We start from the raw sequence: 12,415 nt of genomic DNA on the forward strand, positions 1-12,415 counted from the left end.
CCTCTATGCTGTCAATTTTAGCCGTCCGCGCCATCTGGGCTGACGAGTAATCAGGGGGCTCTGCAAAGGCCAGTGCCAGGCCGGAAGCGCCCGCACCTTCAGGCGCCATTTACGGTCCGCCGGAAATTGGAATTCCAACGCATGATCCTGTGTCACCGAGGCAGAAATTTTCGGCGGCGTCCCGGCGAGGGGCTGTGAAATGTCAATCTGCTCTTGCAGCCTGTTCTCACCAATCAATAACAGGCTCAGCTGCTCTTCGTGCAACACACCATGGGTGACGAAGGCCAGATATTCCTGCGCGTTGCCCAGCTGCCAAACTTGGTCGATGTAGCGTCCCGCTATGGGCAGATCGATGGCGGTCATCGTGCTGCGCAGGATCGCGGGCGTATCCTCATCCCCATCTGACTGATCCAGCCAGAAATTCGGCGTAACATCGCGCATCAAACCCCCACCACCACAAAGCTGCCCGCCGCCGCCTCAAACCCAAAGGCAAGGTCCTGATCCTGATCAAGAAACCGCTGTGCAAGGCCCGAAAGCTGCTCGAATAATCCCATTATATACCCTCTACCTTAAAACTGGATCGCGCTGCCTGCAGACAGGCGCAGGAAATCCACGCCTTCGGGCGCGGGCGTGATTGTCTGAAACACGGCGGGCAAGCGGCGCGCCTGACCGGCACAATCATCACGACACATCAAAGCGGTTGTGTCATCGACTGCAGTGGCCTGAAGCTGCGGCTTGAAACTGTAGTTCTTATGGCTGCCAACTGCGCCTTGTCGGCGCCAGATATCTTCAGCCGTCGCCTGGCCGACCGGATGGCAGGCTGCTATGGCTTCTGACTTCGACAGGATCCCCAAGCCTATATAGAAGCCGATCAGATTGGACACGAGATCTTCCTGGGAATAGCCGCTATCAGTCATCCAGCGCGGCGGAATGCTGCTTTGAAATCTCTCGAAACGGTGCGAGACATCCATGAAGATCGACAATGCCACAGCGCGGGCGCGCGTCTGGGTCAAGCCATGTTTGATCAGAAAAATGCCCTCGCGGCCTGGACGGCCCGGGTAGCCCGCATGATCCTGACGGTAGCGGACCCGAAACCCGGTCGACCCATCGGCAAAGCGCAGATAGGGGTCATCTGCGCATCGCGCCAGCCGCGCACGCAGAATGCTGCCCGCCACACCGTACATCACCCTGTCACCCAATGTCGGGTCGCAAGCATTGCGCATGACTGCCGGTCCTTGGGCGTTCATCGCACGCCATAGATTTGCAGCCCCGATTTCAGGGCGGGTGCTGAAGGGGTTCAGATGGCCCAGATCAACCCAGCCACAATTGCATGTGTAGATCAGCCCGTAATTCACCCCATCCCAGGTTCGGCGCTGATTGTATTGGTTCCATGCACGCGCGATGTCAGCGAATTCACTCATCTCAACCTCGCGTCAAATACCAGGTCGATCTGGCTTGGCACGCAATTGGCTTGCGTATCTTCCGACCAATAATGAACATCATCAGCGCGGCTTTGAGCCTGAAGCGCGGCAAGATCAGGTTCGGATGACAATGGCAGATGCAGGGAAATCCGCGTGCCACATATGCCGCCGCATTCCAGAAAGGCGCGGCTGTAGCGCATTGGTCCGCACTGCCCGTCAATCTGCAGATGTCGGATGTTTCGGGTGATGCCAAAGACAACGCGCGGATCATGTGCTGAAACAGACGAGAATTCCATCGGCACCAGCCGGACAAAAGCCCAAAGGAGCCCAGCACTCGCAACCCCGAAAGCGCATAGCACAAGTACAAGACGCTTCATTTGCGCCTCGCAGACGGGCCCTTGCGCAACGGGTTTGAGAAGCGAGCGTAGATGCGGGTTACGTATTTAAGGATATCTTCGGGCAGCCAGTATCGGGCGGGGCGGGCGTTGCGTTTGGTGGCGGCTACGGCAAGGGTCTCGGGGCGGGCGGCTTCAACGGGGCTTAACGCCTCGGGCTCGATCAGAGAGAACACCCCCTCACGCGCGACCACCGGATCAGGCTTGCGCCGCTCGGGGCTGCGGTCATCTGTGATCTCGAGTTTGAACATGGCGCGCTTCCAAATGCAGACGGGCCCGCAATATCCCATCTGGCAGGGATTGGGGCCGGTTTAAGTAAGATAATCCTTCAGCCCTGCCTGAAATACGGACAGGGCTGAAGGGGTACCCAGCCGCCCGTGTAATCGGGCGGCACTCGTTACAGACACTTTTGTGCCCCCGAGGCCGCGCAGTTGGGCTGCATGCCCGCGCGTGGCCCCGGGGCTAATGGATCAGGCCTGGATCGGATTGCGCCAGTCATCAGAGCCGGATGTGCCCGCGACCACATGATCCCACATGATCTTGCGGTAGGTCATCTTGACCTGCACAAGCTGGGTGTAATCCTTGGAGGTCATGTCCTTGCAATGTGGCATGTCGCAATTGATATCGACGATCAAAGCCTCTTCCAGCGCGGTGGTGAAGAAATGCACCTGCTCGGATGCCTGGGTGCGGTACCATTTCAGCTCGACCTTGGTGAGCAATTCGCCGGTGACCAGCGCGTTGTACAAAAGCGGCACCGATTTGTTCAGCGTGCAAGTAAAGGTAAAGGGCTGGTGGATGCGGGTGCCCGTGGGTGAGCCCGACTGCGGGTCGCGCGGTGTGATCACCGCATGTGAGAACGCCTGCACCATGATCTCGTCTTCATGGCCTGCTTGCCATTCATTGGTGATGGAATCAAATGTGGTCGCCCCTTGGGTGATCAGGCCCTGGGTTTCGCCTTCAATGGTCAGATACGCCGGCATTGGCATGGGAAGTCTCCTTATAAACACGCTACATCAGTCGCATCGCGGGTTTGGATGCACGCTGAGCCAAAACGGTCGTGCAGAAGTTTGAGCAAAATCAACAAAAATCTTCAAAAAAATGCACATCCTGTAAGCGGCTGTAATAAAACGATATTGCAAAACTTTCGACCGCTTGGTCGGGCGAAAATCCGCCCGATTTTGACCCCTCCGGGCGGATTTCCGCCCGCAGGTATTATGCTACCCCAAAAAACAGCCCAAAAAGGCGGTAGTTTAGCCATTGAACTATAGGGGGAATAGCACGAACACCGCTAGGTGATTCGAATCACCCCGAAAACCACCGATCATCACCCTGACTTGCAGCCTGCGCGCATAGCAACTGTCGCATCACGACGACCGAACATCCGCCTCGGTGTCCACATCACTCCAATCGATCGACACTTACAGCTTTGACACCCAACCGCGTGCCCGGCGCTGCAGGCCAGTGCCGCCACGACCGGCCGCTTTCATCAGATGCTGCAAGCGCAATGCCGCACTGCCGTCAGTCCGCTTTCCGCCCACCGCGTCGGTCATGCCGCAAGCGCGAAGGATTTCTGCGCAGGTGCAGCGAATGACCGGAAGGTCCGCACAGCTGCCGGTCGGACCGCGTTTCGCATGCTGCACCGCCGCAAGGCAGCTATGAGATACCGTATTGGGGCTCGGCACGAATCACGGCCGTTGTGAATTGAAATCCGAGGTTGATTGATGTGTCGTTGCCCTTGGCACGCTGGGCTGCGTGTCAACGGGGTCGTGCTGTGAAGCGCGCCCCAAGATATCCAATACGAAAGGGCAACGACATGGATTTGTATATCGGTTTAGACGTCTCTCTTGCAAGCACCGCGATTTGCGTGGTGTCCGCGCAGGGCAAGGTGGTGAAAGAAACGGCCGCGCCGAGCGAACCCGAAGATCTGGTGAGGGTCTTGCGTGGCCTGCCCGGGCGCGTCGTTGGGGTAGGGCTTGAAGCTGGGCCATTGTCGCAATGGCTGTATCAGCATTTGACCGAGGCTGGCTTTGCCACCGTTTTGATGGAAACTCGGCAGGTGAAGGGTGCGCTGAAGGCGATGCCGATCAAAACAGACCGGCGCGACGCCGAAGGGATTGCGCGGCTCTTGCAGATGGGGTGGTTCCGATCGGTTCATTGCAAATCCCTGTCGGCACAGGAAATGCGCGCGCTGCTGTCTTCGCGCAAGGCAATCCAGCAAGCGACCCTCTCGCTTGAGCTGTCGATCCGTGGAGTGCTGCGCAACTTCGGACTGAAGATGGGACAGGTGGCCAAGGGGCGGTTTGAACAGCGGGTGCTGGAGCTGGCCGAGGGCAATCCTATGCTGGAAGCTGCCGCGACCCCGATCCTGAGTGCGCGCCGTGCCCTGCGTCAGGAGCTGGCAGGGATGGAGAAGTTGCTGCGTGATCATGCCAAATCGGATCGCGTCTGCCGTCAGTTGATGACCATGCCAGGCGTTGGTTACCGCGTGGCTCTGACGGTCAAGGCAGCGATTGATGACCCTGAACGATTTCGATCTTCCAGAGACGTTGGTCCCTGGGTTGGCCTGACGCCACGCCGCGAGCAATCCGGTGAACGCGATATCATTGGCGAGATCTCACGGGCGGGCGATGCGGGGCTGCGCACGGCGCTTTATCAAGCGGCAACGGTGATGTTGCATAGCGGGCGCCCCAATTGGCTGAGTGCCTGGGCTTGGAATGTCGCCAAACGGCGCGGAAAGAAGCGCGCGACAGTTGCGCTGGCGCGTCGGATCGGGGTGGTTCTGCACCGCATGTGGCGAGACAACGCTGAATTTCGCTACACCCGCTCTGATGCTGTGGCGGCCACCACAGCATAGGCTGTGAAAAACCGCACCCCCATTCACATCAGAGTTCTGAAGCAAAAGGAGAGATAGGCCGCGCCTGACGGCGATGGCTCACCGAGGTCCCCAAGCCGGGACGCGGTTCCCGATGATGCCGACTGTGGGCTAGTCACCAGATAACCATCTGAGTGCGCCTAGGAGATAGGCACGCGGGAACCGTTCTTGGACTGGGTATAATGTAGCGGCCACAGCGCTGACTACGGATGGAAGCACATTCCGGTGCGGGATATTTCGGTGATGCTGATGCGCGCAAAACAAGGCCAAACACACAGCTTCTTCAAACTACAGGGGCGCCGCGGCTCCTATCCCCGGGGCGTTCACCGCTGCGATAGATGGATGTCTTCGCGCTGAACGCCCCTCGCCGTGGTTCTCCTGCAATGATCCCGATCCGCAGGATCGGCCAATCGATGACACCCTCGCAGCCAACAGCTCAGCCGGGGGCGAGACTTTTTGTGAAAATATCTCTTGATAACACCCGCCCCAATATGGAAGCATACAACGTCAGGTTGGACACATTTTCGAACCCACAGTCGGCGACTAAGCTTTCTTCAGTTATTGTCGCAGAAATATTCGGTGCGTCAGCTAGAACTTCGATCACCGTCCCACCGGCCCGCCACTCAATCTGTCGTACCCCCGGAGTACCAGCCGGAGACCCCAGGCTCAGCATGCCGCGTACACGCAACTCCACCACCCCAACCCACATTCCAGGGCCCAAAGGCATATTGACTATGTTGCGGCGAGAGGCTACAACTGCTGGCACCACCGACTGCTAGTTCCGGGAACGACGTCGCCCCCCACGGCGATGCATTCGCGCCGTTAGCGAACGCCGCCGCGGTACTCGGCGCCGACGCCATACAGACGGCCAACAAAATGCTGAGCTTCTGTGACAATGGGGCTTGCCATCCTCTCGGCGCTGCTTCTGACTCCCACCGGTCTTTCTTTGTAAACAACTTCATCTTTCAGTCCTCCTTTTGCCCATATGAGAAACCTTGTCTCATAGGCGCGCAGGCGGTCTGTGAGGTAGGTGGGGTTTCGCATGTCTGGGGTGAGTGTGATATAAGCGCGGTTCTTGTGCCATGCTGGCGCGGAATCCGCTATGATGTTACCGTCTGCAAAGACCCGCGCAGCCTGACGCTGACGGATCTTGCACTGCTCATAAAGCCGACGGGCCTTCTCGATATGCCGACGCAGGGTTTCAGCTGACAGGCTCAGGCCTGACAGGCTGAGCTGATAGCCAAGGAAGCTTACACCACCCGACATCGCCCCATGGCCCATCCGGCCGATCAGGGTCTTGTCGGGGTGCGATACCATCCCCACGGCGGCAAAATGGTGCTGGATGGTCGCGATTGCGCGACGCAGTGGCCAGCGATGGCGTGAGATGACGATGATGTCATCCATATAGCGCAGGTAGAACACATCCTTTTGCGCGGCCATCGCGCAATCGAGATCGTAAAGATAGAACGCCCCCAATACGGGGCTGGGCGCGCCGCCTGCGCGAAGCCCGCGCGGGGCATCAACAAAGTTGCCGCCGGTCTCGACACTCATGTTCAGGTATTGCCCCAAGAGGTTCAGACAGTTGCGATCGCGCGTGTGGCGTTCGACCTTGCCAAGGAGGATTTCGGCATCGACGGTCTCATAGAAAGACTTCACATCGGTGCGATAGACAAAAGGGGCCGGGCCATACTGATGCAGGGCCTGCGTTGCGGCGCGGACAGCCGCTTTCAAGCCGCCTGTTCCCTTGAGGTGATAGCAACGGGGAGAGCGAGGCAGGATCTTGGTGAGCCGCGCTGCGAGGGCTGCCAGTGTAGGTCGGTCGCCCGCGTCAAAGCGCAACGCCCCGCGCCGCGCGGCCCCGCGCGCAACGCTCAGCGGCCGAAGCCGCGGCAAACCTATTTGGTCCCACCGTTTCACATGTTTAGTCCTGCTCGACCGGAGGCCTCACCTCTTGCGGGCGGACACTCACCGGAATGAAGCTCTATACTACCATATTTTCTTGGGAGAATACCCCCCGGTCCCTACTGCGGGGGGGGGGGGGGGGGGGGCGGTTTATCCGCAATCTGTGGCGATACAGCCACAGCCCAGCACGCTATGCGGGTGTTGCGCAGACATCAGCACGCTTCGGTTGCGCAGCGCAGTCCTCCACGTCGGTGATGCCGCGACCGCGATGGTTTTTTTCGCGGGCGCAGCGAACGGCAGTTTTGTCCGCACAACTGCCGGTCGGACGGCGTTTCTCATGCTGCAACGCCGCAAGGCTGAAACGAGCCCATCAGCGGCATTCAGGCACACCGCAGCATGGAAGCTCCCTTTGCAGGTGCGGCACCATGTACGGCCCAAAAGCCGCCACTTACGGTGTCGTCGCGCCGCATTGCGGCTTCCCCAGACCAGCCACTCATGCTTGCTATAGCGAACATGACCGGGCAGTGTCGCTGATGCGGACAACGCTCACAAGGCATCCTGATCAAAGATCTGATGGTCCGCTACAACCTCGCAAAGGCAACTATTATCTCGGAACGAAAGAGACGCGAGCACCGATCTCAGCAGATAAACCGTCCGCAGAATCCTAAACGGGGTTTTCTGCGCTCAGCCCCACTCGACACCACAAGAAAGCGCGACGCGCACATCAGGGGCAGGTTGTGCCTTCGCCTGATGCATAGTGCCACGGGACGGAGCAGCCGGATTGGTCGAAGCCGAAAAACTCGGTATTTTCGTCACGGTTGGACATGAACCGGACAGGCTCGATTTCGACACCGATCCAGCCGTGCAGGCCTGTTGGCCGGTGGCACCAGCTGAACAGGTCGTCAACCTCGCGTGTTAAAAAGTCGCTGGCCTGTGCGGCGGCGATAATGCTGTCGCGTGTCAGGCAGGATGGGCCTTCGAGACTGGCAAGGAAGGCGGCGCGCGCTTCGTTGTGGGCGCTGTCGTTGAAGCTGGAAAAATCGAGGGTGTTGTTCATGAGGTATAACAAGTAGGCCACCATGGCGATGAGGATGCCAAGGGCGACAACTGTGAGCAGTTTCAGGATTCCTGACCAGCCTTTCATAGCAATACTGCGCTGGGGGCGGAAGGACATGGGAAACCTCGTGTCGAAACAACGTGGGCACATCAAAGGTAGCCGAGAGATCAAAGGTCAATAACAGGGGCCGAAAAATCGCCCAAAATCCCCCGTTTTGCCGCGACCTGCGACACATGGGCGTCACAGGGCATATGACCGCAAAGGATTTCAATTCACAACGGCCGTGATTCGTGCCGAGCCCCAATACGGCATCTCATGGACGAAGCCGCCCTGCGGCGGTGCAGCATGACCCGCCGACTCTTCGAGGTCGACCATCGACACACCCGGCCCAGAGCCGACCTTCAAGCCATAAGCGGCGGATGGTCGGTGCCAGTCCAAAGCCGTCATTCGGGACACGATCAGCGGCCCATCCCAAGTACCATGCAGACACGGCTGGTCCCGAGGTCGAACATTTTTCCCATACCAGCGGGGAAACCAAACTTAACAGCTGTGCCGTAGTCGTTGGACACTGCAGTAACTAGCCCTAAGTAGTTGAGAAAAGAGATAAAGTCGGATTCCGCGCCATTTAATCAATGTAAGAAATCTGCTCCCCTTTGAATAAACCTCGATCAATCAACTCCTGCCCGGCAGCTTTCGGCTTTAGAGAGAAGAAAAGGATACGCAAGTTCACTTCTGCACGAGAAAAACAAACATAAGCCAATTTTCGGGTTAGCTCGGCTTGACGCTCAGTCGGGTCGCCAGCGGTGCCAGGAGTAAGTGTTTTCCCAAAGTTGTAGGTATTCCAAGACGCTTCGATGTCGTCGATCATCACCAATACGTTCGGATACTCTTCGCCCTTAGAGCCATGCTGAGTACTGAAGGGGGAGTTTTCATCGAGGAATTCGGCATACGGGCCAATTTCGCTGCAATCCATTTTGAAGAATTCATCAGCCAGCCAGTCTCCCTTGTCGCGCTGATGGTCCTCATTCTCGGCATCGAAATCATCGCGCGTATCACGTCCTAGCTGCGAAGAAAGGCGATCCGAAATCGGTAACAAGCTGCTGTCTTCGCAATATTTGAGAATATCCTTGGTTGTCGTCCCGCCCCACAACTCAGCCAACTTTTGGGAAACCTCGTCGGCGCGACCGAGCATTTGCTTCAGAGATTTTCCCTTGTTGACGCCACCTGGAGAAAACGCGGGACTTGTTTGGCGCAAGACTTCAAGAACGCGTTTTGGGTCACCTCTGATCGAGGCCGATACAAGAGGATAAATTCCTTCGACAAAAGGCTTTAGAAGATAGTGCGTCCCATTTTCGTAGTCGGATTGCGATCGAGACGATGAGTAAACACCAGTAAAGAGTCTATGGAGCGTCGAGAAGTTCAGTCGCCTTGCTATCATTTGCCGTGCCAAGAACAGCTTCTTCACAGATGGGATGTCTTGCCATTTCCAATTTTCCAGCGCTTGGTGAAAAATGTCGGATACATGATCAAGCTGCTCTGGCGTGTATGTTCTTCTGTACCCCTCAGGATCGGGGGCCTGAGCAATAGTAATTTCAACACTCCCCGCGACATCCGCATTCTTACCTGCCGGGAATTGCTCAACATCGTCGCGAAACTTATTGAGGAGATTGATGACCGAGACCGAACAGCGAAAATTTTCTTGCTTTGCGATTGTCACTGAGCCTTCTGGTCCGGCAAAGTCTCCCGCGCGTTTGTCATAGATTTGCTGCATGGGATCGCCGAAATACCCTATGATCGGGAGACCTTCCCTAGCGCAAACAGAGTTCAGCGCAGCCATCACCTGCGGAAAAGTGTCTTGCGCTTCGTCTACGAAAATAAAAGGGTATTTAAAGCCAAGACCTTTTTGAAGGATCAGCTTCGTTGTGATTAAGTGCGAGGCGACATCTATGATGTCATCATGGTTGAGCACGCATTTCGAGTAGTCGCTTACCGTCGTCTCTTCATATTTTACAGGCGGATTATTCTCGACAAGCTCCGCGAGCTCCGCGCGTAAACGTTCAATTTTCTTCCGTGCAGCAACCGCCTTTTTCGAATTTCCTCCATTGTCGTCTAGTTGAGCCTTCTCGATATGGGCAGGAATAACGTGTTCGGCCAATGCCTCTCTTAGAGGAGTTTGAAACCTAGATACCTCACCCCAGAGAAACCCATGCAGGGTCGTAACTGTATAAAGTTCGTCAAATCCCAGACGTGAGGAAATCACATCCACAGCCCGATTGGTATAGGTTATACAAACTACGTTCTGGCCACGCTCTCGCAGCTGACGCCCTTGTGTTTCGCGAATTTTCTTGAGGGCCTCAATCAAGGACGTGGTCTTGCCAGAGCCAGCACCAGCTATCACCGCGAATGATGCCTCCTCACCGATGCACTGGGCAATTTGGATATCTGCTTCAGTTGGCTGGAGGTCAGGCATTTTGCTCTCCTGCAACCGGCTGATCGCCTACACGACCTTCGAGCCAGCGTAAGCCGACTGCGACGTATTCCGGAACTACCCAGGACGCATCATCATCGTCCGGCTCATGTGCCAAGACATCCATGGCAAACTCAGTCTTCTTAAACGTAGAGCTCTTTATCCGTTCCCATACCACCTGATGAAACTCTGTGGCGTCAGCAGGTATGTCCTTTCCGATCGACAACGCGCCACTAGAGAAAAGCCCATGATTCTCATAGACAAAAACTTCTTCAAGCGTCCTTCCATGGAAACCGTGAACAGCACCTCCGTATTCGATCTCGATCTTTTTCTGGTAAGAGACGAAGCGCATATTGTCTGCTTGGATATGATCAGCGTCAGCCTTAGCCGTTAAATCGGAGACAAGAGCGCTACCATCGAAGAAGTACTTTATGGAAGCGTTCGATGTCACGGCTCCTGCATCCGTTGCCTTACATCCTTTTCGGTTGTTATTCGGATCAACGGAGTCGATATCCGTGATGACCAAATACGGAATCCCTAAAAACTCCAAAAGCTTTGCAAATCGCATACTGTATGCGCCACCAACCTCAAGAATGGTGATGTACTTCGTGTTCAATCCGCCTGCTGCCAGATCGATCATCTTTGGCAACAGTAATTTCTCAACTGCCCCCTCGACCAAAATTGCAGCGTCGGCGAAGAACAGGTCACAATGCGTCAGCCGAAGAAACTTTTTCAGAAATGCCAGCGCCTCATCCACACTGACCTCAAGATCACCGACATTGATTGCGTCGGGTTGGAAATCTTTCAGACTTTTGACGATCGACCCTGGGTAGGTGTTCCCAGTGGCTTCATCATCCAACTCGACGCGGCGGAAGTAGCGAATTTTCGAGAAGTCGACCGCATCCAACACATGTGACGAATGGGTTGTGACAGTGAGTTGCGGACGCGGCTCCGCGTCGCCCGCACCTTGGGTAAGTACCTTCCACATTTGTTTGATAAAGGTTTGCTGCACTTGCGCATGCAGATGAACCTCGGGCTCTTCGATAAAGATCATCTGGCACAGCGGGCGATTTTCGTCGGTTGCAAGCCACTGCTTGTAAAAGTTGTCGATCTGAATGGCCATGAAGACCAGGTTTTTGAAACCAAGGCCATTATAGGCCTCGGGCAGCTCATGACTGGATGTAGCGTCTACATAGAAGAGCTCGGCACTACCACGCAGCGCAACTTCGGAGCTGAGCGTCGATACGATCTTCATCGCTCGATCATTGTGTGAGGGCAGTCCCAAGTCAGCAATGATGCCCATCAGGGGCTGAAAATGCTGATAATAGTGCGCCGTCAGATTCTGGTTGTTCTCTTCGATCACCGCGACTGCTTCCTCGGCGGCTTCGGCTTGCTCCAGATTCCGCTGGTAGTAGGCAGCAAATGCCTCCGAGAGCTTATTGCTGCGGGTGGCATTTTCGTCGTCGATGTTCCGCTGTGCATCGACGAAGTCGACACGAAGCAATGATCGAAGCGTCTTTCTCCCCTCGTTTGGATCAAGAGGCGTAGGGACAATGCCCGCACCGCTATTCTCAAGGGAGTAGTATCGGGTCTTGAAGTGCGCCTTAAGATTACCCTCTAGGGCAAGGAAGTCTACCAGCTTCCTCTTGCGTTGCCCGTCCTCTTGGACGGGGAATGCCTGATCATACTTGGTCCAAAGTTCGGCCGCATCCTCGACTTCCAAGGAGCATCGAATACCAATTTCCGTAAAGTCACCCGAGAGGTCAGTGGCTAACGCGAAAACTGTTCCAAACTCAATGGCGTCAGGGTCAATATGAAACCAAAGATCAAGCTGGATACTTGGGTGGGGGGTCGGAACAGCAGGGTCGTATGTATTGATCGCCGTCAGGGAGCAAAGCGAGAAATCGTGAATCTTGAAGTCACGGCTACTTAGAAAGCTCCTGATCGCGGCGGTGGCGGATGTCTTTCCGCTATTGTTCGGGCCTACGTAACCGCCCGATTTCTACCGCGGCCATTTATCCTTGACGCGTGCGATTATTTCGGGGTCATCGACGAAGTCTTCGAGGAATGCATGCCATGTATCCTGTGATATGCGCGCATCGCTGAGCATGTCTTTGAGCTCTTCGATACCATCGTCGGTTAAGGTCGTGATGGATTCGTCCGCTCCAGTGTGGACGCTGACGATCGCACCATAACTGAGGTTGTCATCATTCCAAATGACAGCCTCCAACATCTCGAGGTCCTCGCCGAGCATTTCCGCGACATATTCGAGGGTGCAGAGATTAGTCACGGTGGTCATCC

The 12,415-nt window shown here is 56.0% G+C and carries 12 protein-coding genes and 1 pseudogene; 1 reads left to right on the top strand and 12 read right to left on the bottom strand.

From position 1 onward, the window contains the following. Nucleotides 1-3: 3 nt before the first annotated feature. From BD293_RS17560 to BD293_RS17580, 5 genes are all read right to left on the bottom strand, one after another. Nucleotides 4-441 carry a hypothetical protein gene (locus BD293_RS17560; RefSeq protein ID WP_142079278.1) on the bottom strand — a complete coding sequence of 146 codons (438 nt, stop codon included), beginning with the start codon at nt 439-441 and terminating at the stop codon, nt 4-6. 128 nt (nt 442-569) lie between these two features. Beyond that, a complete protein-coding gene (locus BD293_RS17565; protein ID WP_142079277.1) occupies nt 570-1,421 on the bottom strand; it encodes a hypothetical protein in 852 nt (283 codons plus the stop codon). Continuing rightward, nucleotides 1,418-1,798 (bottom strand): hypothetical protein, encoded by a 381-nt coding sequence (locus tag BD293_RS17570; protein WP_142079276.1) that lies wholly within the window; start codon nt 1,796-1,798, stop codon nt 1,418-1,420. The genes BD293_RS17565 and BD293_RS17570 overlap by 4 nt, the downstream gene beginning before the upstream one ends. Further along, the gene (locus BD293_RS17575) at nt 1,795-2,067 is read right to left on the bottom strand and encodes a hypothetical protein (RefSeq protein ID WP_142079275.1); all 273 of its coding nucleotides are present in this window, start codon (nt 2,065-2,067) and stop codon (nt 1,795-1,797) included. Before BD293_RS17575 ends, BD293_RS17570 begins: the two co-directional genes overlap by 4 nt. A gap of 219 nt (nt 2,068-2,286) precedes the next feature. Continuing rightward, the gene (locus BD293_RS17580; protein WP_142079274.1) at nt 2,287-2,802 is read right to left on the bottom strand and encodes an Hcp family type VI secretion system effector; all 516 of its coding nucleotides are present in this window, start codon (nt 2,800-2,802) and stop codon (nt 2,287-2,289) included. An 827-nt stretch (nt 2,803-3,629) separates the two neighbouring features. Between BD293_RS17580 and BD293_RS17585 the strand changes: the two genes are divergently transcribed. Further along, nucleotides 3,630-4,670: an IS110 family RNA-guided transposase gene (locus BD293_RS17585; protein ID WP_142079327.1), complete on the top strand. Its 1,041-nt coding sequence runs from the start codon at nt 3,630-3,632 to the stop codon at nt 4,668-4,670. 840 nt (nt 4,671-5,510) lie between these two features. On the opposite strand, the gene BD293_RS17590 is transcribed toward BD293_RS17585, so the two are convergent. The 7 genes and pseudogenes from BD293_RS17590 to BD293_RS17615 form a co-directional block, all read right to left on the bottom strand. Continuing rightward, nucleotides 5,511-6,581: a reverse transcriptase domain-containing protein gene (locus BD293_RS17590; RefSeq protein ID WP_170207179.1), complete on the bottom strand. Its 1,071-nt coding sequence runs from the start codon at nt 6,579-6,581 to the stop codon at nt 5,511-5,513. A 733-nt stretch (nt 6,582-7,314) separates the two neighbouring features. After that, nucleotides 7,315-7,764 (bottom strand): hypothetical protein, encoded by a 450-nt coding sequence (locus BD293_RS17595; protein WP_142084032.1) that lies wholly within the window; start codon nt 7,762-7,764, stop codon nt 7,315-7,317. Nucleotides 7,765-7,914: 150 nt separating this feature from the next. Further along, on the bottom strand, nt 7,915-8,103 hold the full coding sequence (locus BD293_RS17600; RefSeq protein WP_142084034.1) for a hypothetical protein: 189 nt from the start codon (nt 8,101-8,103) through the stop codon (nt 7,915-7,917). A gap of 169 nt (nt 8,104-8,272) precedes the next feature. After that, entirely contained in the window at nt 8,273-10,117 is a 1,845-nt protein-coding gene (locus BD293_RS17605; RefSeq protein ID WP_142084036.1) for a UvrD-helicase domain-containing protein, read from the bottom strand. After that, a complete protein-coding gene (locus tag BD293_RS23580) occupies nt 10,110-11,024 on the bottom strand; it encodes an ATP-dependent nuclease (RefSeq protein WP_425467949.1) in 915 nt (304 codons plus the stop codon). The genes BD293_RS17605 and BD293_RS23580 overlap by 8 nt, the downstream gene beginning before the upstream one ends. A 3-nt stretch (nt 11,025-11,027) precedes the next feature. Then, a pseudogene (locus BD293_RS23585) lies at nt 11,028-12,089 on the bottom strand (AAA family ATPase); the annotation flags it as partial. 27 nt (nt 12,090-12,116) lie between these two features. After that, nucleotides 12,117-12,413, bottom strand: coding sequence for a hypothetical protein (locus BD293_RS17615; RefSeq protein ID WP_142080139.1), 297 nt, complete (start codon nt 12,411-12,413; stop codon nt 12,117-12,119). Nucleotides 12,414-12,415 lie beyond the last annotated feature (2 nt).

Source organism: Roseinatronobacter monicus (genome assembly GCF_006716865.1).
Taxonomy (GTDB): Bacteria; Pseudomonadota; Alphaproteobacteria; order Rhodobacterales; family Rhodobacteraceae; genus Roseinatronobacter; species Roseinatronobacter monicus.